This window comes from Simiduia agarivorans SA1 = DSM 21679, from assembly GCF_000305785.2.
GTDB classification, from domain to species: domain Bacteria; phylum Pseudomonadota; class Gammaproteobacteria; order Pseudomonadales; family Cellvibrionaceae; genus Simiduia; species Simiduia agarivorans.
In genome coordinates, this window is record NC_018868.3 from 4277608 (window position 1) to 4300227 (window position 22620).

16 protein-coding genes and 2 pseudogenes are annotated in these 22620 nt (G+C 55.5%); 15 read left to right on the forward strand and 3 right to left on the reverse strand.

Annotation, left to right across the window (positions count from 1 at the left end):
• The first annotated feature begins 285 nt into the window (after positions 1-285).
• From M5M_RS20880 to M5M_RS20890, 3 genes and pseudogenes are all read left to right on the forward strand, one after another.
• Entirely contained in the window at positions 286-1734 is a 1449-nt protein-coding gene (locus tag M5M_RS20880) for a glycoside hydrolase family 3 protein (protein ID WP_015049164.1), read from the forward strand.
• A pseudogene (locus tag M5M_RS20885) lies at positions 1626-2138 on the forward strand (glycoside hydrolase family 3 protein); the annotation flags it as partial. The gene M5M_RS20880 and the pseudogene M5M_RS20885, both read left to right, overlap by 109 nt.
• Before the next feature lie 174 nt (positions 2139-2312).
• Positions 2313-2810, forward strand: a complete 498-nt coding sequence (locus M5M_RS20890) for a putative glycoside hydrolase (RefSeq protein WP_244431103.1) — start codon at positions 2313-2315, stop codon at positions 2808-2810.
• 54 nt (positions 2811-2864) lie between these two features.
• Here the strand turns inward: M5M_RS20890 and M5M_RS19130 are convergent, their stop codons facing one another.
• Positions 2865-3323, reverse strand: coding sequence for a methylglyoxal synthase (locus M5M_RS19130; protein WP_015049166.1), 459 nt, complete (start codon positions 3321-3323; stop codon positions 2865-2867).
• Between the two features lie 198 nt (positions 3324-3521).
• Entirely contained in the window at positions 3522-4805 is a 1284-nt protein-coding gene (gene fucP, locus M5M_RS19135; protein WP_015049167.1) for an L-fucose:H+ symporter permease, read from the reverse strand.
• A 379-nt stretch (positions 4806-5184) separates the two neighbouring features.
• Here fucP and zwf point away from each other — a divergent pair, with 379 nt between their 5' ends.
• From zwf to M5M_RS19175, 8 genes are all read left to right on the forward strand, one after another.
• Positions 5185-6621, forward strand: a complete 1437-nt coding sequence (gene zwf / locus M5M_RS19140) for a glucose-6-phosphate dehydrogenase (RefSeq protein WP_015049168.1) — start codon at positions 5185-5187, stop codon at positions 6619-6621.
• A gap of 3 nt (positions 6622-6624) precedes the next feature.
• Positions 6625-7311, forward strand: coding sequence for a 6-phosphogluconolactonase (gene pgl / locus M5M_RS19145; protein ID WP_015049169.1), 687 nt, complete (start codon positions 6625-6627; stop codon positions 7309-7311).
• A gap of 39 nt (positions 7312-7350) precedes the next feature.
• Positions 7351-9213: a phosphogluconate dehydratase gene (gene edd / locus M5M_RS19150; protein ID WP_015049170.1), complete on the forward strand. Its 1863-nt coding sequence runs from the start codon at positions 7351-7353 to the stop codon at positions 9211-9213.
• Entirely contained in the window at positions 9210-10208 is a 999-nt protein-coding gene (gene glk, locus M5M_RS19155) for a glucokinase (RefSeq protein ID WP_015049171.1), read from the forward strand. The genes edd and glk overlap by 4 nt, the downstream gene beginning before the upstream one ends.
• Before the next feature lie 22 nt (positions 10209-10230).
• Positions 10231-10863 carry a bifunctional 4-hydroxy-2-oxoglutarate aldolase/2-dehydro-3-deoxy-phosphogluconate aldolase gene (locus M5M_RS19160; protein WP_015049172.1) on the forward strand — a complete coding sequence of 211 codons (633 nt, stop codon included), beginning with the start codon at positions 10231-10233 and terminating at the stop codon, positions 10861-10863.
• Between the two features lie 163 nt (positions 10864-11026).
• Positions 11027-12031 (forward strand): type I glyceraldehyde-3-phosphate dehydrogenase, encoded by a 1005-nt coding sequence (gene gap / locus M5M_RS19165; protein WP_015049173.1) that lies wholly within the window; start codon positions 11027-11029, stop codon positions 12029-12031.
• Between the two features lie 104 nt (positions 12032-12135).
• Positions 12136-13584, forward strand: a complete 1449-nt coding sequence (gene pyk / locus M5M_RS19170) for a pyruvate kinase (RefSeq protein WP_015049174.1) — start codon at positions 12136-12138, stop codon at positions 13582-13584.
• A gap of 64 nt (positions 13585-13648) precedes the next feature.
• The gene (locus tag M5M_RS19175; RefSeq protein ID WP_015049175.1) at positions 13649-14650 is read left to right on the forward strand and encodes a LacI family DNA-binding transcriptional regulator; all 1002 of its coding nucleotides are present in this window, start codon (positions 13649-13651) and stop codon (positions 14648-14650) included.
• A 6-nt stretch (positions 14651-14656) separates the two neighbouring features.
• Here the strand turns inward: M5M_RS19175 and M5M_RS19180 are convergent, their stop codons facing one another.
• Entirely contained in the window at positions 14657-14998 is a 342-nt protein-coding gene (locus tag M5M_RS19180; protein WP_015049176.1) for a hypothetical protein, read from the reverse strand.
• 193 nt (positions 14999-15191) lie between these two features.
• On the opposite strand from M5M_RS19180, the pseudogene M5M_RS21035 reads away from it, so the two are divergent.
• The 4 genes and pseudogenes from M5M_RS21035 to M5M_RS20545 all read left to right on the forward strand — a co-directional run.
• A pseudogene (locus M5M_RS21035) lies at positions 15192-17282 on the forward strand (ABC transporter transmembrane domain-containing protein); the annotation flags it as partial.
• Complete coding sequence (locus tag M5M_RS19190; protein WP_015049177.1) at positions 17266-18642, forward strand: HlyD family type I secretion periplasmic adaptor subunit; 1377 nt, start codon at positions 17266-17268, stop codon at positions 18640-18642. The pseudogene M5M_RS21035 and the gene M5M_RS19190, both read left to right, overlap by 17 nt.
• Before the next feature lie 353 nt (positions 18643-18995).
• The gene (locus tag M5M_RS19195; RefSeq protein WP_015049178.1) at positions 18996-20279 is read left to right on the forward strand and encodes a TolC family outer membrane protein; all 1284 of its coding nucleotides are present in this window, start codon (positions 18996-18998) and stop codon (positions 20277-20279) included.
• A gap of 79 nt (positions 20280-20358) precedes the next feature.
• A complete protein-coding gene (locus M5M_RS20545; protein ID WP_016389970.1) occupies positions 20359-22620 on the forward strand; it encodes a retention module-containing protein in 2262 nt (753 codons plus the stop codon).

Sequence of the window (22620 nt, forward strand, 5' to 3'; positions counted from 1 at the left end):
ATTGGACTTTTGCACTGGGGAGACGAACAAACCGGTGGGAATCACAAGGAATGACAAAGCGCTTGCATTCTTATGGTTAAATTGACTATATTAAATCTGTCCGGTCGACCCTAGATTGGGTTGGGCTGGTCAGAGCGGCATTGTCCGTACTGGCCCGGTGTATGGGTGCACCGGGCCGCGTATTCTCTCGTCCTCTTTTTCACCGGCCGCTCGCGGCCGGTCTTTTAGGACGCCACCCACACACCAAATAACAAAAATGGCGTATTTGCTCCCGAAGGCTGCTTTATGAAGACCTATCAGACATCCCTGTTGATTTCCCTTGCGCTACTCGCGTTGGTGGCTTGTAAAACTGAATCGGATAAACCATCCACCGGTGTGACATGGCCCGCCGTCAACAGTCCCATTCAGAAAGATCCTGCGATGGAAGCCCGCATCAGTGAACTGTTGTCCAGGATGACGGTGGAGCAGAAAGTGGGGCAAATGATCCAGGCGGAAATACGCTACATCACCCCGGAGCAGGTGAAAAAATACCATATCGGTTCGATTCTCAACGGTGGTGGGACCTTTCCTAATAACGACAAATATGCATCGGAAATGGATTGGGTCAACGTCGCCGAAGCCTATTACCAGGCATCGGTTGATACCAGTGATGGCGGCTTGGGTATTCCCGTGATTTGGGGGACGGATGCAGTGCATGGCCACAATAACGTGGTGCGTGCCACCTTGTTTCCACACAATATCGGCCTGGGCGCCACGCGCAATCCAGCGCTGATTCGCCGCATCGGCGCTGCCACGGCACGCGAGGTGTCGGCCACCGGCGTGCAGTGGACCTTTGCGCCGACGGTTGCCAGTCCGCGCGACGACCGTTGGGGGCGCACCTATGAAGGCTATTCGGAAGACCCTGCCATCGTGCGCCAATTTGCCGCCGAAATGGTCAAGGGAATTCAGGGTGAAGCAGGTACCGATGAACTGTTCTCGCCCTCCAAAATGGTGGCCACGGTCAAGCATTTTGTCGGCGACGGCGGCACGCAAAACGGCCGCGATCGCGGTGACGCCCGCATTTCCGAACGGGAACTCAGGGACATTCACGCTCAGGGCTATGTGGCGGGTCTGGGCGCAGGCGCGCAAACGGTGATGGCGTCATTCAACAGCTGGAATGGTGAGCGCCTGCACGGCAGCTTCCATATGTTGACCGAAGTGCTGAAAAACCAAATGGGTTTTGATGGTTTTGTGGTGGGCGACTGGAACGGTCACGGTTTCGTGAAGGGCTGTGATTTCACGCAGTGCGCCCAGTCTGTCAATGCTGGGCTCGACATGTTTATGTCGATTCAGGAATGGCCCCAGTTATTAGAAAACACCATAAAACAAGCCAAAAACGGCGAGATTCCGATGGCCCGTATCGACGATGCTGTGCGCCGGATCCTGCGGGTGAAAATGCGGGCAGGGTTGTTTGACGGAATGTCGCCAAAGGCCCGGGCCAAGATCAATGGTGTTGGCGACGTATTGGGTAACCCCGAGCATCGCGCGCTGGCACGTGAAGCGGTACGGCAATCGCTGGTACTGTTAAAAAACAAAACGGTATTCTGCCTTTGTCACCCAAAGCCAATATTCTCGTGGCGGGCGATGGTGCACACAACATTGGTAAACAATCCGGCGGGTGGACACTGTCGTGGCAAGGCACGGGTAACACCAATGAAGATTTCCCCGGCGCCACATCGATATACGACGGCTTGAAAGCGCAGGTGGAGGCGGCGGGTGGCCAGATCCGTTTGAGCGAGCAGGGCGAATATACCGATAAGCCCGACGTGGCGATTGTGGTGTACGGAGAAAATCCCTATGCCGAATGGCAGGGGGATATTAATTCCCTGGAGTATCAACCGGCCACCCGCGCAGATATCAAATTATTGTCTGCCTTAAAACGCGACGGGATTCCGGTGGTATCGGTATTTTTGTCGGGCAGGCCCCTGTGGGTGAATGCGGAGTTAAATCAGTCAGATGCGTTTGTTGCCGCGTTTTTGCCGGGCTCTGAAGGTGCCGGTGTGGCCGATGTGCTCCTGACCGATGCGGAAGGACGTGCCCAGTACGACTTTGTGGGCAAGCTTTCGTTCAGCTGGCCGCGGGATCTCAGTCAGGTGCAGCTTAATGTGGGCGATAAGGAATACGATCCGCTGTTCGCTTACGGCTACGGGTTGAGCTACGGCGATACTGACACCCTGGCCGATAACCTGCCCGAAGACCGCGCAGCGTTCGCGACCGCCATGGGGCCAGTTCCGCTGGGTATTTTTGAAAGCCGGGTGCTGGACCCCTGGTCAATGTATGCCCGCACCCCCGAAGGCCGGGTGGCGGCGACCACCAATAGCCTGAGCGATGCTTGGATCAGTATCACCGGTCACGATTATCTGTTGCAGGACGATGCGCGGCGCATTGCATTTACCGGCCGGGGCAAAGCGGCCGCCCAAATTGCCAGCGACATGCCGGTAGACTTCAGTGGATTTGTTGCGTCCGATGCGGCATTGATTATGGATTTGCGGGTTAATCAGCAACCGGAAGGCGATGTCGAACTGGGTATGCACTGCTTGCCTGATTGTGCCGGTGCAGTGTCGGTAACGGATGCCATGGCGAAAAAACCGGCCGGTCAGTGGCAGAAATTTTCAGTCGATATGACCTGCCTGGTGAAGGCGGGCCTGCAGGCCGACAGGGTCAGCGCGCCGTTCGTATTGAGTTCGGCCGGTACACTGGATATTTCACTGGCGAATATCCAGCTGATGCCCGGCAAGGCGTCTGAAGCCGATGTGCGATGTTCAGAATAAAAGGGCAGTTAGCATAAAAAAGCCGGCAATGCCGGCTTTTTTATGGCAGTGTAATCAGCCAAGGCGTTCTTTCAGGTAGCTGTCGTAATCCGGTACCTGGCGTTCAAAACTGCCGCGGAATAAGGTCGAGCCCACCATGACATCGGCGGAACTGCGGTTGCAGGCCACGGGAATATTCCACACGGCGGCGATGCGCAGCAGGGCCTTTACATCGGGGTCGTGGGGCATGGGCTGGAACGGATCCCAGAAAAAAATCAGGAAATCCACTTTGCCCTCGGTGATTAATGAACCAATTTGTTGATCGCCACCCAACGGGCCACTGATCAGCTTGTTGATCGTCAGGCCTGTTTCCCGCTCGATGATGGCGCCCGTTGTCCCGGTTCCATAGAGTGTGTGTGGCGCCAGGTCGGCCTTGTGTTTTTGGCACCAGGCCACCAGTTCCTGTTTTTTGTTGTCGTGCGCTACCAGCGCCACTTGCTTGGTGGCCGCGGTGTGTATGGTTTTTTGTTGCATGGGGATTCCTGTGACAATCCGTTTTCCGGGATTGTAGCAGGCGCGGGATAAAAAAGGATGAGTGAGGGAGTTGCGGTGGTCTGACCGATTTTCCACGCGCAGAGAACAGAACGAATGGGTTTGTGTGATGACCGGTCAAAAAGCGGTGTGGCTAATAAAAAAATGCCCGCCGGGGCGGGCTTAAGCGGTGCATCACACTTAACGAGGTTCAGAACCTTTGAGCGCGTAAAACGCGATATAGCAGTAACAAGCGGCGGGTAGCAGGAAAGAAAGTTGTAAGCCGATGCCGTCGGCCAACATGCCCTGAAATAACGGAATAATGGCGCCACCTACAATCGACAGGCAGATCAGCCCTGCGCCGTTACTGGTCAGTTTGCCCAGCCCCTTGAGCGCGAGCGCAAAAATGGTGGGAAACATGATGGAGTTAAACAGGCCGACTGCAAGGATGGACCAAAACGCAATTTGACCTTCTGTGTTGATGGTGACTAACAGGAGCAAAACGCAAGCCACTGCGTTCACGGTCAGTACGATTTGTGGTCGCACAGTTTGCATGATAGCTGCACCAATAAACCGGCCCACCATGGCGCCGCCCCAATAGTATGCAATGTAGTTGGCGGCGGTGGACTCCTGCATGTTGGCAATGTTGGGCATGGCGAAGTAATTGACCAACAAGCTTCCGATGGCTACCTCGGCGCCCACATAGAGAAAGATGCCAATGGCGCCCATCACTAAGTGTGGATGGTGCCAGATGGAATCCTTGTCACCTGCCGGGTTTACCGATGCTTCCGGTTCAATGTGGGGCAGTTTGAACCAGGCAAACAGCACGGCCAGCGCAAACAGGGTAAAAGCCAGGCCCACATAGGGCAGTTGAACGGCAGCGGCCTCCTTGGCGCGATAGGCTTCCTGCTCCGCACCGCTCAATTGCGCGAGTTCGGCGGCGCCGAGCACCGCACCCGCCAGAATCAGGGTTGAGCCAAAAAACGGCGCAATAGTTGTGCCCAGCGAGTTGAACGCCTGAGTCATGGTCAGCCGGCTGGACGCGGTGTTTTGTGGCCCTAGCGCGGTGACGTAAGGGTTGGCCGAAACCTGCAATACGGTGATCCCGCCTGCCAGCACAAACAGCGCACCCAAAAACAGAGGGTAGTAACGCAGGCTGGCGGCCGGGTAGAACATCAGGCAGCCAAGGCCCGCGATCATCAGGCCGGTCACAATGCCTGCCTTGAAACCTATGCGCTTGACCAGATAGCCCGCCGGAACCGAAACCACAAAATAGGCACCAAAGAAGCAAAATTGAATCAGCATGGCCTGCGTGTAGTTGAGGGAAAACACCGCTTTGAGGTGTGGAATCAGGATGTCGTTCAGGCAAGTAAGGAAACCCCACATGAAAAACAGGCTGGTGAGCGCTGTCAGGGGAATCAGGTAATTTTGTTGGGACTGGGGGTTGTCCACCTGAAAGGTGGCGCCGGGTGCCGTGCTGGCCATAGGGTCTCCGTTGTCGATAGCTGAGGGTTATTGTTATAGTCATAATAACTTTAACCTAGGCGGTGGCGCTTGTCACCTGATTTTGGCTCTTGCTCTTCCTTCAAAATGACAGCGCTGTCATTGTCGGTGTGGCGCATTTGCAGGCAATAGCTGCCAAAACCCCCGCGAATCCGTCATATTTCTATGGCATAATGGCTAAATCATTAAAAAGCACAGATTTTCTCCTACCTGGAAAGGGTGGGAGAGCATTCGAATGCATAGAAAATGGTGCCGTAAGTTAAGGTTTTCCAATTGACAGCGCTGTCAGGACGGCCGTAAGCTTCGCACCCAATGACAATTACCGCCTTTCGGGTGGGTGAGAGAACTAAAGGGGTTGGTCTTGCAAGCGACAGACTGGGTGATATTCGGGGGTACGGGCGACCTTTCATTGCGCAAGTTGATGCCGGCGCTGTACCGCTGTGAAGAAGAAGGGCGCATGGTTGAAGGGTCCCGGGTCATAGCCACCAGTCGTGGCAATCTGACGCAAGAGGATTTTCTGGCGCAGGTGAAGGCGGGCTTGCAGAAGTTCCTGGCGGCCGGCGAGTTTGATGAGCCCACCTGGGCCGCTTTCTCCGCGCGTCTGAGTATCGTCAATGTGGATTTGAGCGATATCAGCAGCTGGACCGAGCTGGCGGAAAGCCTCAAATCGGTCGATTCGGTGCCGGTGTATTACCTGGCCATTCCGCCGTCTTTGTTCGGGGGTGTGTGCGCCTCGCTGTCTTCCCTGGGGTTGGTGTCCGCCAACTCACGCGTGATCGTTGAAAAGCCACTTGGCTACGACCAGGAATCTGCTGAAGCCATCAATGGCGAGATTGGTCGCTACTTCAGCGAATCCCAGGTGTACCGCATTGACCATTACCTGGGCAAAGAATCGGTCCAGAATCTGTTGGCGTTGCGCTTTGCCAACCGGATGTTCGAAAACATCTGGGATTGTAACTCCATTGACCATGTGCAGATCACGCTGGCGGAGGCCGTCGGTGTTGAAAGCCGGGGTGGGTTTTACGATGGCGCCGGCGCCATGCGGGACATGGTACAGAATCACTTGTTGCAGCTGCTGTGCCTGGTGGCGATGGACCCACCCAATGCCTTGGATGCCGACAGCGTCCGTAGCGAAAAAATCAAAGTGTTGCGCTCGTTGCGCAAAATTACCGGCGATGACATCGCCCGTCACACCGTGCGCGCCCAGTATGTGGATGGCGAAGTAAAAGGCCAGGTGGTCGATTCTTACATTGGCGATCTGGGCAAGCCCAGCCGCACCGAAACCTTCGTGGCCATCCGTGCGTTTGTGGATAACTGGCGCTGGAAAGGCGTGCCTTTTTATCTGCGTACCGGCAAGCGCATGTCTTCTCGCTATGCCGAGATGGTGATCCAGTTCAAGCCCGTGACCCATTCACTGTTTGGCCAGGAGCAAAATAATCAGCTGGTGATTCGCCTTCAGCCGGAAGAGCATATCTACATCAATCTGATGAGTAAGGACATTGCCAGTGCCGACGTAAAACTGCGGCCGATCGAATTTGAAATCGATCTGGCGGCGGAATGCAATGCACCCGTGGCCGATGCCTACAAACGATTGATGCTGGATGCCATGGCGGGCAATGGCACCTTGTTTGTCCACCGCGATGAAGTGGACAACGCCTGGCGCTGGGCTGACCCGATTATCGCAGGCTGGAAAAAGAATCTGGCCCCGCTGTCATATTACGCGGCTGGCACCAATGGTCCGGAGGCCGCAGAAAAACTCATGCGCGACGACGGGCGCGAATGGCATCAACAGGATTAAGTTGTGATCAGAGAATTTGTATTTGAAACCAAAGCCGCGCTGCTGACGCAATTGGAGCAGGATTTATTGGCGCAAGTGAAGCAGGTGCTGGCCAGTGAAGGCGCGGCCAGCCTGTTGCTGTCCGGTGGCAGTACGCCCGGCCCTGTGTATGAAGCGCTGGGTAAAACCCTGGATCCACTCGTGCAGATTGCGCTGGTGGATGATCGCTGGGTGGATGTAGACCACAAGGGCAGCAATGAAGCCCTGTTGAAACGCTGCTTTCCAGAGCACGCCATTGTGGGCATGAAAACCCCCGATGCAACGCCGCAAGCGGCTGTGGCCGAGGTGAATCAACGCTACGCCACATTGGCACAACCGTTCGCGGTCACGGTGCTCGGCATGGGCCCGGATGGACACACAGCGTCTTTATTTCCCAATGCCCATGGGCTGGATGCCGCTTTGGCAGCGGATGCCTCCCTGTGCGCGGCCATTACCGCGCACCCGTCGGCAGTGACCGGCGAATTGGTGGATCGCATGACGCTGACTCTCAACGGCATTTTGAACAGCCGCAAGCTGGTGCTGCTGATCACCGGGCAGGACAAATGGGATGTGTACCAAAAAGCGAAAACCGCTGATGACGTCAAGCTGACGCCGGTATCTGCCGTGCTGCAGCAGCAGGCAGTGGATCTGGACGTGTACTGGGTGGCTTGAAGCAGCCCGCTTTCAAACGATTAACGATGTGTGCGAGATATGATGAATAGCAACAATAAGGGCCAGCTCAATGCAGTGATTGCCCGCGTCACAGAAACCATTCAACAGCGCAGTCAGAAAACCCGTGCGGATTATCTGGCCCTGATGCGCAAACAAGCCGAGGGTGGCCCGTCCCGTAAAGCGCTGCCCTGCGGCAACCTGGCGCATGGTTTTGCCGCTTGTGGCCAGTCGGATAAAGACAAGCTGTCCGCCACGGATGTGCCCAACATTGCCATCGTGTCTTCCTACAATGACATGTTGTCTGCACACCAGCCGTTCGAACACACACCGGCACACATCAAGAAAGTCATTGCCGAGCTGGGTGGTGTTGCCCAATTCGCCGGTGGTGTGCCTGCAATGTGTGATGGAATTACCCAGGGCATGGCGGGCATGGAACTGTCGCTGTTTTCCCGCGATGTGATTGCCATGTCTACCGCGATTGCGCTGTCGCACAATATGTTTGATGGCGCCTTGTGCCTTGGCGTATGCGATAAGATCGTGCCGGGTCTGCTGATAGGGGCTTTGTCATTCGGCCATCTGCCCATGATTTTTGTGCCGGCCGGTCCTATGCCGTCCGGTTTACCTAACGACGAAAAAGCCCGCGTGCGCCAGTTGTTTGCTCAGGGCAAAGTCGGGCGTGAGGAGCTGTTGGCGGCAGAGTCTGCCAGTTATCATTCACCCGGGACCTGTACTTTCTATGGAACGGCCAACTCCAATCAGTTGGTGATGGAAATCATGGGCCTGCATTTGCCCGGCAGCTCTTTTGTCAATCCCAATACCCCTTTACGCGAAGCCTTGACCGGTGCAGCGGCGGAACAAGTGTTGCGCCTGACCAAAGCCGGCAATGACTATCGTCCGTTGGCTGAGGTGGTGGATGAAAAAGCCATCGTCAATGCCGTGGTGGGTTTGCTGGCCACCGGTGGCTCAACCAACCACACCATGCACCTGGTCGCCATGGCGGCCGCGGCAGGGATTCAGCTGACCTGGGACGATTTCTCCGAATTGTCTTCGGTGGTGCCGTCGCTGACCAAAATTTATCCCAATGGCATTGCCGATATTAACCATTTCCAGGCGGCAGGCGGCATGTCCTTCCTGATTGCCACCTTGCTGGATGCCGGCTTGTTGCACGCGGACGTTCTGACCGTCGCGGCTGAGCGCGGTATGCAGGGCTATCGTCAGGAACCGCAGATCCGCGACGGAAAATTGCAGTGGGTGGCAGGGCCGGAGCGCTCGCTGGATACCGACGTGCTGCGTTCTGTGGACGAGCCCTTCAGCGCCAATGGCGGCCTGAAAGTACTGAAAGGTAACCTGGGACGCGGTGTGATCAAGGTGTCCGCGGTTAAACCGGAATACCGCGTGCAGGAAGGGCCTGCCATCGTATTCCACAGCCAGTCTGAATTTATCGATGCGTTCCAGCGCGGCGAGCTGGATAAAGATTTTATTGCTGTGCTTCGCTATCAGGGCCCGCGCGCGTGCGGCATGCCGGAACTGCATAAGCTGGTGCCCATTCTGGGCAGCCTGCAAGACAAGGGCTTCAAAGTCGGTTTGGTTACCGATGGGCGCATGAGTGGCGCGTCCGGCAAAATTGCCGCGGCGATTCATCTGACCCCGGAAGCGGCCGCAGGTGGCATGATCAGCAAAATCCAGAACGGCGACCTGATTCGCCTCGACGGCGAGTCGGGCGAATTGAATCTGCTGGTCGATGAAGCGGTATTGGCCAGCCGGATCGTTGCACAACCGGACCTTTCCGGTAACGAAGCCGGCTGTGGGCGTGAATTATTTGCGGCGTTCCGGTCGCAGGTGACCGGCGCTGCCAGCGGTGCCAGAAGTTTCGGCTTTGCGTTCGCGGAGGAAGAGGCATGAGTGTGGCTGCACTCAACAGCGCCCCGCAGTTGTTTCCCTATGTGGTGGCCGATATCGGTGGCACCAATGCCCGTTGGGGACTGGTGACCGGGCTCGACTCGAACGGTCGTTACCTGATTGAATCGATTCGCACCTTCGAAAACCGTCATCACCCGCAATTCCGTGACTCTTTGGCGGCTTATCTGGATGCCCTGGGCGGTATCGAGATCAAGCGCGTATGCGTCGCCCTGGCGGGTCCCGTGCTGGGTGACCTGATCAATATGACCAACATCAATTGGTCTTTCTCCGTGCGCGAAACGGAGGCCGCATTTGGCCTGGATAAACTGCTGATCGTGAATGATTTTACGGCATTGGCTTATGCCACCAGCGCACTGGGTCAGGCGGACCTGGTGTGTATTAAGCAGGGCATCCAGAAATCCGCTGCCCCGCGTGCGATTCTCGGTCCCGGCACAGGTCTTGGCATGGCTTCGCTTATTCCGGTGAGCGAGCGCTGGATTCCGGTCTGTGGTGAAGGTGGCCATACGGCATTTGCGCCGCGGGGGGATGAAGAGATCGCCTTGTGTCAGGTGATGCAAAAAAACGAAGGCTACATATCAAAAGAAGCGTTGCTTTCAGGTTCAGGTTTGGAACGAATTTACCGCAGCCTCGCAGAAGTTCGTCATCTGAACGTAGAACCGATGGCAGCGTCAAAAATATCCGGGCTGGCGGTCAGCAATGCTGACAAGCTGGCTGTGGATGCGCTGAATATTTTCTGCGCGGTACTGGGCTCGGCAGCAGCCGATCAAGCCCTGACCGTTGGCGCTTTGGGTGGCGTCTACCTGGGGGGCGGAATTTTGCCCAGAGTGCAGGAATTTTTAAAGAAAAGCCCGTTTGAAGCCCGGTTTAAAGAAAAAGGCGTGATGTCTCATTATATGAATGACATTCCGGTTTATCTGATTGTGGCGGATGAGCCTGCGCTGATTGGCGCGGCGGCGTTGCTCGCAGAGCAACAGTAAACAGACGAGAACAGGACGAATCATGCAATCTGCAATTGAACGAGTGGTAAGTGCCGCACCGGTGGTGCCGGTAATGGTGATCGAAAAGTTGGAGCACGCGGTGCCGCTGGGGCGCGCGCTGGTGGCTGGCGGTTTGCCAGTGCTGGAAATCACGCTGCGCACTGCCTGTGCGCTCGACGCAATCAAAGCAATCAAAGCCGAAGTGGAAGGTGCCATTGTGGGCGCAGGCACGGTCAACACGCCCGCCGATGTGGAGCGCGCAGCGGCAGCCGGGTCCGAGTTTTTTGTATCGCCCGGCTCTACACCGCGCCTGATCGATGCCGTGGAGGCCTCCGGTATTCCCATTCTGCCAGGCGTCAACTCGCCCAGCGAAGTCATGGCGTTAATGGAGCGCGGTTTTAAATACCTGAAATTCTTCCCGGCAGAGGCGGCGGGTGGTGTTCCCATGCTCAAATCCATTGGCGGACCCTTGCCGCAGGTAAAATTCTGTCCGACCGGTGGGGTAAACCTGAAAAACCTTCAGAGTTATTTGTCGCTGCCAAATGTGGTGTGCGTGGGCGGTTCCTGGATGGCGCCGGTCGACATGATGCATGCCGGCGACTGGGCGGGTATTGAAAAATTGGCCCGTGAAGCGCGTGCCGCGGCCGAAGCCTGATTGCAGGCCAAAGATTAACGTTAAGGTGCAGGCAATCCGCAGCATAGCGGATGCTGACAGCGGCGGTGGTTCAAACACCGCCCACTACTACGAGCTGGATAACCGGCCATTACTGCCACTACAGGCAGATTGAATGTGATTTTACAGAATCAGGGGTTAAAACATGATTAAAGTAGCTATTAATGGTTATGGCCGTATCGGCCGCAATACCCTGCGCGCTTTGTATGAAAGCGATCTGCAGGACAAAATTAAAATCGTTGCCATTAACGATCTGGGTGATGCCAAAATGAACGCGCACCTCACCCGTTATGACACAGTGCATGGCCGTTTTGCCAAGTCTGTGGATGTTGATGGCAATGCAATGATCGTCGACGGCGATGTGATTCAGATTTTCTCTGAGCGCGACCCGAAAAACCTGCCATGGGGCCAGCTGGGTGTTGACGTGGTGTACGAGTGCACGGGTTTTTTCACCAGCAAAGCCAAAGCCTCCGCACATATCGACGCCGGTGCCAAAAAAGTGATTATCTCGGCACCAGCCTCCGATGCGGATATCACCGTGGTATACGGTGTCAATCACGACAAGCTGAGCAAAGACCATCAGATCATTTCCAACGCGTCTTGCACCACCAACTGCCTGGCACCCGTGGCCAAAGTGCTGAACGATGCTATTGGCATTGAGCAGGGCATGATGACCACTGTGCATGCTTACACCAATGATCAGAAGCTGAACGACGTTTATCATTCCGACATGTACCGGGCGCGTTCTGCCACGCAATCCATGATCCCCACCAAAACCGGTGCCGCCAGTGCGGTTGGTCTGGTGCTGCCTGAGCTGAATGGTAAGCTGGACGGTATGGCTGTCCGTGTTCCCACCATTAATGTGAGCCTGGTGGATTTCAACTTCCTGGCCGCACGCGATACCACGGAAGCGGAAATCAACCAGCTGATTGAAAAAGCCAGTGCCGGTGCCATGAAAGGTGTACTGGGTTACAACGTCGAGCCTTTGGTCAGTATTGACTTTAACCACAATACCCACTCGTCGGTATTCGATGCCACCCAGACCAAGGTTTCCGGTCGTTGGGTTAAGGTGATGAGCTGGTACGACAACGAATGGGGCTTCTCTAACCGGATGCTGGACAACACAATCGCGCTGATGAACGCGAAATAAAAATACAAACCCCGGTTCAACGCTCGCCAGAAGGCGAGCGTTTTTTACAAGAGAGAGTACTGTTAGCGCGTGGGCGTTAACCTACAGCTGAATTGAGAATTCCTATGTTACGACGTACAAAAATTGTTTCTACCTTGGGTCCGGCCACCGATGATCCGGCAATCCTGGAAAAGTTGATCGTTGCCGGTGTGGATGTGGTGCGCCTGAACTTTTCCCACGGCAAGCCTGAAGATCATCAGCAACGGGCTGATCTGGTGCGTGAATTTGCCGCCAAGCACGGCCGCCATGTAGCGGTGCTGGGCGATTTGCAGGGTCCTAAGATCCGTATTGCCCGTTTTAAATCCACCAAAATTGCACTGGAAAAAGGCGATAAGTTCTTCCTGGATGCCAATCTGGGAAATGACGACGGTGACCAGAACGGTGTCGGTATTGACTATAAGGAACTGCCTGGCGATTCCCGCTCTGGCGACGTTCTGTTGTTAGATGACGGCCGCGTGGTGTTCGAGGTGGAGCAGGTGGTCGGCTCGCGCATTCACTGTAAAGTGCTTGTTGGCGGCCCACTGTCTAACAACAAAGGCATCAACCGTCAGGGCGGCGGATTATCCGCGCCGGCGCTGACTGAAAAAGATCACCGGGATATTGAATTGGCAGCCAAAATCGGCGTTGATTACCTGGCGGTATCTTTCCCGCGTAAGGCCAGCGATATTCATCGCGCGCGCGACCTGCTGACCCAGGCCGGCGGCAGTGCCCGCATTGTGGCCAAAATAGAACGTGCAGAAACCGTCAACGACACAGACTGCCTGGATGATATTATTTGCGCGTCCGATGCGGTGATGGTGGCCCGGGGTGATTTGGGTGTTGAAATTGGTGATGCGGCGTTGATCGGCGTGCAAAAAGACCTGATCAGCCGCGCACGTCGCCTGAACAAGGTGGTGATAACTGCCACCCAGATGATGGAGTCAATGATCAACAGCCCACTGCCAACACGTGCAGAAGTGTTTGACGTGGCGAATGCTGTACTGGACGGTACCGACGCGGTCATGTTGTCGGCCGAGACCGCCGCGGGTAAGTACCCGGTGGAAACAGTAGAGGCGATGACCCGCGTTATTCTGGGTGCAGAACAGCATCCGCAAGCCGTATCCAACGTGGATTCCTTCAATATGGCCTTGGCCTCAGTGGATCAATCCATTGCGGTGGCAGCGATGTTTGCGGCCAGTCGTATGCAGGGTGTAAAAGCCATTATCTGCATGACCGAATCGGGTAGCACGCCGTTGCTGATGAGCCGTATCCGCAGCGGGTTGCCCATTTTTGCGTTCAGTCGCCAGAAAGAAACGCAGGCCCGGGTTGCATTATTCCGCGGCGTGTACACCATTCCTTTTGACAATGAAAAAATCCCCAGTGAGCTGGTCAACCAGTCGGCTGTGGATGAGCTCAAATCGCGTGGAATCGTTGCCGATGGCGACCTGGTCGTGATTACCAAGGGTGATTTTATGAACGTATTGGGTGGCACCAATACCATGAAGATTATCCGGGTAGGGCAAGCGGTTCGTTAATCGTCTGAACAGGGGTGGCTGTGCCACCCCATATTATTTACAACCTTGCTGATGGAATTGGCGAGTGGCAAAAGCAACCATTGATGACGTAGCCGCGTTGGCCGGCGTTTCCATAAAAACCGTCTCCCGTGTTGTCAACGGCGAGCCGAATGTGCGCACTGCAACCCGTGAAAAGGTACAGCAGGCGGTGGACAAGCTTGGCTACCATCCCAGTCAGTCGGCACGGCGGTTGGCCAGCAATCGGTCGTTTCTGATAGCGCTGTTGTACGACAACCCGTCACCCAGCTACGTGATTGATGTACAAAATGGCATTTTGTCAGAGTGCCGGCCGGCCGGTTACGATCTGCTGATCCACCCGTGTGATCACACCGACCCGGAGCTTGAGCAGCAGGTGGCGAATCTCGTCCGGCAGTCGCGTGTGGATGGTGTCGTGTTGACGCCCCCGTTGTCGGATAACGCCACGTTGGTGCGCCGCATCAAGGAAATGCAGCTGCCCGTTGTGGTCATTGCACCCGCTGAGGATCTGGGCCTGTGCAGCAGTGTGATGACCAATGATGAAGAGGCCGCCTTTGCGCTCGCCACCAAATTATTGGACAAAGGCCATACCCAGATCGGTTTTATCCTGGGTCATCCAGATCATAAAGCCATGGCGAACCGGTTCAAGGGGTTTCAGAAAGCCCTCATGTATCAGGGTGTGGCGCTCGACAAGCGTTTGGTTGTACAGGGTATGAACAGCTTTGAATCCGGTTACTACGCCGCAGAAAAGCTGCTACTGTCGGCAACCCCACCCAGCGCCATTTTTGCGGCCAACGACGACATGGCGGCGGGTGCGATCAAGCTGGCCCATAAACTCAATCGTCGTATTCCTGCGGATGTTGCCATTGCCGGATTCGATGATGTACCCGCAGCAGAACAATTGTGGCCGGGGCTCACGACCGTCAGACAACCCATTGAGGGGATGGCGCGCCAGGCTGCACAACTATTGCTCATGCAGCTCAAATCCTCCGATGCACCCAGCCAGAATCAGCGTCTTAAATCCGAATTGATTATGCGCGAATCCGTTTGAACGGATTCAGAGCAACTCGCTGTCATCCAGAAAATTGTCTTCCGATTGCTGCAGGTGCGAGCGAAGTCGTTCGCGTTCCAGCAACTTCTGTTGAACCGGCACGGGCAGTTCGGTAAACAAAATCAGATTTTTAGCGACCAATAAATGAATCAGGTCCTCTGTGACCCGGGCGATATTCTGATCGGAATCCGCTAAGGCGCGCTTGTAGGCGTCTGGCGTTGGCAGGGTGTTGCGGGCTAAAAAATGCTCGACGTCCGGGTGGTCCGCTGGCAGTTGCTCTGCCGCTTCGTCCGGCGTCGCATGCAAGCTGACAATGTTGCCGTTGGCGTCGCGCTTGATAAAAGGCATAAGTTGACCTGTTGACCTGCCTGTATAGACTATGCTCTGAAATGGCCATAGGGCCGAATAAGAGCATAGCAATGAATTCTGATTCCCGCGTGGAAAGTGATGCCCCTGACAATCCGGAGTCCAGCCCTGAGCCAGGGCTGAACGCCGCGGCGGCTACTGCCGACGCCAACGAGCCGCACGACCCACTTTTATCCTGCCTGATGATGCTGGCCCAACGGGAACATCGGCATTGTTCGCCAACCTCGTTGATTGCGGGATTACCATTGGTGGATAACCACCTGACGCCGGAGCTGTTCGTCCGGGCGGCCAGTCGGGTTGGGCTGTCTGCCAAGGTGGTTCGGCGCCAGCTCGAGGATATTCCAGGGTTAGTGCTGCCGGTGGTACTGCTGATGGAAAACAACGAAGCTGTGGTGCTGCTCAAAAAAGAAGCCGATGGTCGACTGTTGTTGCTGGATACGCACACGCAAGGGCGTTCTCACATTTCCGCGCAAGAATTGAATCAACAGTACTTGGGCTACTGCATCTATTGCCGGCCAGAGCATCGTCACGATGAGCGTACGCTGGAGATGACCCATCAACGGGAGGGGCATTGGTTCTGGCGCGTCATTGGCCAAAGCTGGCGCATTTACCGGGATGTCTTGCTTGCCAGCGTATTGATTAACCTATTTGCGCTCGCTAACCCTCTGTTCGTCATGAACGTATACGACAGGGTTGTGCCAAATGCCGCGTTGGAAACCCTGTGGGTGTTGGCCATAGGTGTCATCATTGTCTATGGCTTTGACTTACTGCTGAAATTACTGCGGAATTACTTTATTGAAGTTGCCGGTAAAAAAGCCGATGTACAGCTGTCGGCTTTCATTTTCGAACGGGTACTCGGAGCGCGTTACGAGCATCACCCCCGGTCGGTGGGCGTATTTGCGTCACAGCTGCGGGATTTTGAGGCGATTCGGAGTTTTATTACCAGCAGTACGGTCACTGCGTTCGTCGACCTGCCGTTTACTCTCTTGTTTTTGTTGGTGATCGCCTACATTGGTGGGCCATTGGTTTGGGTGCCGTTGGCGGTTATTCCGGTTATTTTGATTTTTCTTTTTTCATGCAGCGCAGACTGGCGCAGGCGGTGGATGAAACCTATCGCTCCAGCGCACAGAAAAATGCCACTTTGATCGAAACCCTGACTGCACTTGAGACCGTCAAACTGATTGGTGCCGAGGGCCGGTTGCAGCGGCTGTGGGAAAAGTCGGTTGGCCATCTGGCGCAATGGGGGCAACGAGTCCGCTTACTTACCTCTACCACCACCGCCGGTGCGACAACAATTCAAAGTGTCGCAAGTGTGATCGTGGTGATTTGGGGTGTGTATGAAATTGCCGCGCGCGACTTGACGATGGGTGGCCTGATTGCCTGTGTGATGTTGTCTGCGCGGGCAATGGCGCCAATGGCTCAGGTGGCTGGTTTGATGGTGAATTACCACCAGACCAAAGCCTCACTGGACTCTCTGGACGGGATTGTTGCTAAGTCACAGGAGCGCGAACAGGATAAACCCTTCGTTCAGCGCGCAGAGATTCAGGGTGCGATTGCGTTTGATCGGGTCAGCTTCAGTTACCCGGATGAAAAGTTGAAGGCCGTTGAAAATATCAGCTTTCGCATTGCACCGGGTGAGCATGTAGCTATTATCGGGCGTATTGGTTCCGGTAAAAGCACATTGCAGAAGTTGATGACCGGGTTGTACCAGCCCACCGACGGTGCAGTACTGATTGATGGCGTGGATCTGTCCCAGATAGATCCTGCCGAATTGCGCTCGCACATGGGCTGTGTGCCGCAGGATGTGACATTGTTTTTCGGGTCGGTGCGCGACAATATTGTGTTTGGCAATCCGCTGGCGACAGATGCCGATTTGCTGCGCGCAGCGGAGCAAAGTGGAGTGTCGGAATTCGTCAATGCGCACCCACAAGGCCTGGATCGGCAAGTGGGTGAGCGAGGTTCTGCGTTATCGGGCGGTCAACGTCAAAGCATTGCCATCGCGCGCGCGCTGCTGTCTGATCCGGCCATTTATATCCTCGACGAACCCAGCACCGCGATGGACAACAGCACTGAAGAACGTTTAAAGCGACACCTTGCCAAGTTGTGTGAAGATAAAACGCTGGTCGTTGTGACCCACAAAACCTCTTTGCTGACTTTGGTTGATCGCATCATCGTGCTGGATCAGGGGCGTTTGGTTGCCGATGGCCCCAAGGACGCTGTATTGGAAGCTTTGAAGAAGGGGCAACTCCGTGTTTCGCCAGCGCATTAATTGGCGCCACTTTGTGGGCGCGGCGGATGACCCGATGGAGCGTCCGCGGTATGAAGAAGATCTGGATTATATCGCTTCGTCGACTGCTGCGGTGCTGCAGCAATCGCCCCGTGGTGGTCAGGCGCTGCTGTGGGCTGTGCTGTGCTTTTTCGCGGCAGCGCTGATCTGGGCCGGCAATGCAGAAGTAGATGAGTTTACCCGCGGAGAAGGCCGCGTAATACCGTCGCAGAAGTTACAGGTGATTCAGAACCTGGAGGGCGGCATCGTGCAGGAAATTTTTGTGCGCGAGGGCCAATTGGTTGAGCGTGGTCAGCCGCTGCTGCGTATCGACGATACCTTGTTCAATTCAACCTTGATGGAAACCGATGTCACGCTCGATCAACTGACCGCGCGTGTCGCGCGCCTGGAAGCGGAAGCTGCGGGCGAGGATTTTGCACCGGGGGATATGCCGGAGGTTGACCCCCAATTTATTGCACAGGAGCTCGCGCTCTACAGTTCCCGAAAACTTGAGCGCAAGACCTCTGAGCAGGTATTCCGCGAGCAAGCGAATCAAAAACAGCAGGAGCTGAATGAACTGAAAGCCAAGGTGGCACAATTACAGCGCAGCTACAAACTGTTGGAAAGCGAGCTTGAGCTCACTAGGCCGCTGGTGTCGGAGGGTGCGGTGTCTGAAGTGGAGATGCTGAGGCTCGAGCGCCAGGCCAACGATTTGCTGGGTGATCTGGAGGCGGCCCAATTAGGCATACCCAGGGCCGAATCCGGACTGGAAGAAGTGAGGGAAAAGCTGGCTGCCTCCCAGTTGGCATTTCAGTCTGAAGTCCAGAAAGAGTTGGCGGAAGCGCGCGCGGAATTGTCGCGTCAGACCCAGTCCAGCAAAGCGGCAGAAGACCGGGTCAAGCGCACCTTGGTGCGCTCACCAGTGGCGGGTACGGTAAAGCAAATGTTGGTAGACACCATCGGGGGGGTTATCCGGCCCGGTATGGATATTGTCGAAGTGGTGCCAAATGAGGACAAATTGCTGGTGGAAGCCAGAGTCCGGCCCTCCGATATCGCCTTTATTACCCCTGGCCAGCAGGCCAATGTAAAAGTCACCGCCTATGACTTTGCCATTCACGGCGGTTTGATTGGCCAGGTGGTGCAGATCAGCCCGGATACCATTGTGGACGAAGAGGGCGAGAGTTTTTACCTGGTTCAGGTGGAGACCGAAAAAGCGTTTTTGGGTAGCGAAGCGAGACCTTTGCCCATCATTCCCGGCATGGTGGTCAGTGTAGATATTCTGACCGGGGAAAAAACAGTGTTGGATTACCTGTTAAAGCCCATTCTCAAGACCAAGCAGCTGGCGCTGCGCGAGCGATGACGTGCATTATATGACGCCTACTGCGGTAGGCGTTTTATATGCCAAATGGCATAATAACCGTCACTTTATGTGACTTCGGTCATATTCTTGGCAGCAATCGTCCTGTCTTTCATCCCCGTTTTTAGCGACACTCTGCGGCATTATCGGCGACCTCTGGCTGAGTGGTACGACCGTGCTTAAATGCGCATTCTTATTACCGCTCGGCTTACTAAATTGCCGCTTTAATCACTTATTCTGATACTGGTGTTGCTTTTTCTCATACAAAAATGTGAAATTCATCACAAAAACCATGGTTGCACCGATTTGGTGCAAAGCGAAGTAAATTAGAAGGACCTCAGGAGTCAAACGCTGTTATGAAACTGGTACGGTTTTTATGTGGATTGTTGCCTGTCGCCGTGATTTCCGGCACTGCACACGCCATTTCATTGCAAGATGCAGTCAATCAAACCCTGGACTCGCACCCAGAAATCCTCGCAGCGCGGCACGAACTGGCCTCCCGCAAGGCCGAAGTGGAACTGGCTAAGGCAGGCTACTTGCCCCGCCTTGATCTGACCGCGGGAGTAGGGCAGGAAACCGTTCGCAGTCCCGGTACGCTGGATGAGTCGGTGAAACTTAATCGCCAGGAGTTTGGCCTGCAGGCGCGCCAGATGGTGTTTGATGGTTTTGCCACGTCTGAGGAAGTCAACCGTCAACGCGCGCGCGTCGACAGTGCCGCCTATGTCGCATTGGCCTCAACCGACGCAATTACACTGCGTACGGCGGAAGTCTACCTCAATGTATTGCGTCAGGCTGATTTGCTTAAGTTGGCGAAAGAAAGCCTGAAAGAGCACCAGAATATCTACGACCAGATGGTGCTGCGCAACCGTTCAGGGGTTGGCAGCAAAGCCGATCTGGATCAGATTTCCGCGCGTTTGGCGTTGGCCAACGCCAATCTGGTGGTAGCCGAGAACAACATGCTTGATGCCCGTACGAATTTCTACCGGGTTGTGGGTATGTTGCCCGATGTTGCCGCTATGTCCATGCCCGACCAGGTTGTCGAGTTGCCGGCCAATATGGAGGCCGCTATCGGCATGGCCACTGATCGGCATCCAACCTTACTGGCTGCAGTAGCCGACGTGAATGCCGCTCAGGCCCAATACGATGCGTCTGAGTCCAATTATTGGCCCCAACTCCAGCTGGAGGCCGACAAGAATATCGACAATAACATTGGCGGTATTGAAGGTCGGGACGAAGACCTGATTGTCGCCCTGCGGCTGCGTTACAACCTGTATAACGGGGGCGCAGACAAGGCGCGCCGCAAGCAAACCGCTTATCAGCTGGAAGAGGCGCGCGAGATCCGCAACAACAGCCATCGCCAGGTGGTAGAGAGCATGCGGCTGTCATGGAGTAACTATGAGGCGATTTCTAACCAGTTGCGCTATCTGCAGGAGCATGTGCGTGCAGCGGGGAGCACCAAAAAGGCCTACCAGCAGCAGTTCAACATCGGACGCCGGACGCTTTTGGACCTGTTGAATACCGAAAATGAACTGATCGACGCCAAACGGTCACTGATTGCTGCCAATTATGACCGGTTATTCGCGCAGTACCGTATTTTGAATGGTATGGGAGACCTGGCCGCTTACCTCAGCAGTAAGTAGGGCTAGACTGAAAGGATGCGTTGCCGTTAAACGGCGTGTACCGGCCTGGCCGGATTATTTGCTTATATAGAGGTTTGTAATGGCTAATTCCTACTCAGCAACTGTGACGTCCGCAAAGGTTACCGCGGTACAGGGGCAAGCTTGGGTGATTGATGCGCAGGGCCAGCAGCGAGAGCTCACTGCCAACGATGTCATCCGGCTCAATGAGTGGATACAAACCGCCGATAATTCGGTTTTGATGCTCGACATGGGGCGGGCAGCCCTGGCCTCTTTCGGCGCCAACACCAAAATGCGCTTTGATAAGGCCTTCCTGGCCGGCCTGGACGAGGCCGAGAAAGAGGGAAGCCTTCAACAGGCTATCAGTCTGGATGCTATTGAACAGGCCGTTGCAGAGGGGCGCAGTCTGGATGACGTGCTGCCTGCCACGGCGGCAGGCGGCGATGCCACCAATGCCAGTGCGGGCACAGAAGGTGTCCGGATCGACCTGATTGCGGAGCGGGTGACCCCCGAAAGCGGGTTTGAAACAAACCGTCTGGGGTACGATGCCAATCGCACTTTCGATCCCATTGGCGGACGCGATAGTGATGGTGTCCGCACTGTTGAACTGAATCCCTCAATTACCATCGATGCTTTATCCGTTGACGATGTCATCAACGCGGCGGAAAAAAACCAGCCGTTGGTGATCAGTGGTGAAGCGACCGACATTACCGGTGGCCAGGTTTTGGTTACCTTCAATGGCGTAACCTATACCGCCGATGTCGAGGGCGGCAGCTACAGCGTGACCATTCCCGCCGCTGATCTTGCCGGTATAGAAGACGGTGAATACACGCTGTCCATTTCCGCGCCAAATGCATCTGCCAGCAAAACTGTGCTGGTAGATACCGTAGTCGAAGGCGGCATCGCCTTTACCTCAACAGTGACGCCTGACAACGTCCTGTCCGTTGAAGAGTCAAATGAAGAACAGTTGATCACCGGCATTGCTTCAGGTGATTTTACTGCCGGCGACCTGGTCACTCTGGTGATCAACGGCCAGAGCTTTACCGGCGCGTTGAGCGCAGACGGTTCTTTTTCGATTGCTGTACCCGGTGCAGTACTTTACGCGGATCCGGACCAGCGCATTGAAGCCAGTTTTACCGCGACGGATGCCGCGGGTAATTCTCAGCTGATTACCGCCAATTTGGGTTATCAAATTCAAGCGCCCAACAACATGGGTACCTTGTCCATTGCCGGAGAGCCAGAAGAAGGCGCATTGCTGACCGCCAGTGTGTCGGACGCCGATGGTCTGTCTTCAGCCGTAACTTACCAATGGTTTGCTGACGGAGTGGCGATCGAAGGTGCTTCGGGCAACCAGCTGCTGTTATCAGGTGACCTGATTGGTCGTGTGATCAGCGTGTCGGCGACCTATACCGACGATCGAGGCTTTTCAGAAACGGTCACGGCTGGTATTGCGGAGCCCGTTGCTGATCTTCTGCCCCAGATTACGCTTAACGATACGACTATCACAGATGTCGATCAGCCCACATTCAGTGGCACCAGCGCCAATAGCGATGGCGATATCGTCCTGACGGTTAACGGCAAAGATTACACGGTTACGCCCGCGTCGGATGGCACCTGGTCTTTTACTATCCCATCAGCGGATGCGCTGGTCGATGGCAGTTATCTTGTGTCAGTTATCGCGAGCGATTCGCAGGGCAATAGCGTGTCAGCGAGTGACGCGTTTGTTGTTGAAGCGGTTGATGATCAATCGATCCTGACGCTGAGCAATGGCGCGGCGACGGAAGACAGCACGGTGGCGGGCGACGTGATCGCGACGTTCACGCTGACGGATGAAGAAGGCAATGCCACGGTGGACTTCACCGCGGGCAGCAACGACGACGGTTATTACGAAATCGTGGGCAGCGAAGTGCGGCTGACGGCGGCGGGTGAAGCGTACCTGGATGCGGGCAATGCGCTGCCGAACGTGAGCCTGAGCACGAACGATGGCGTGACTCAGACCAACACCGTGACCACGACGCTGGTAAACGACCCGATCGTGCTGAGTGTGACGCTGACGGATCCGATCACCGAAGACAGTGCGGTGGCGGGAGACGTGGTAGCGCAAGTGAGCGCGGATGACGAAGACGGCGGCGCGATCAGCTACAGCATCAGCCACGAATTACGCGATCGATGCGAGCAGCGGAGAGGTGACCCTGACCGCGGCGGGCGCGGCGATCGTGAATGGCGGTGGAGACTTGCCGAACTTCGACGTGACCGCGAGCTCGACCACGGGCGCGACGTCGACGGATACGGTGACGGTAAACCCGACCGACACGACGTTGGTAAACGACCCGTCATTCCTTGA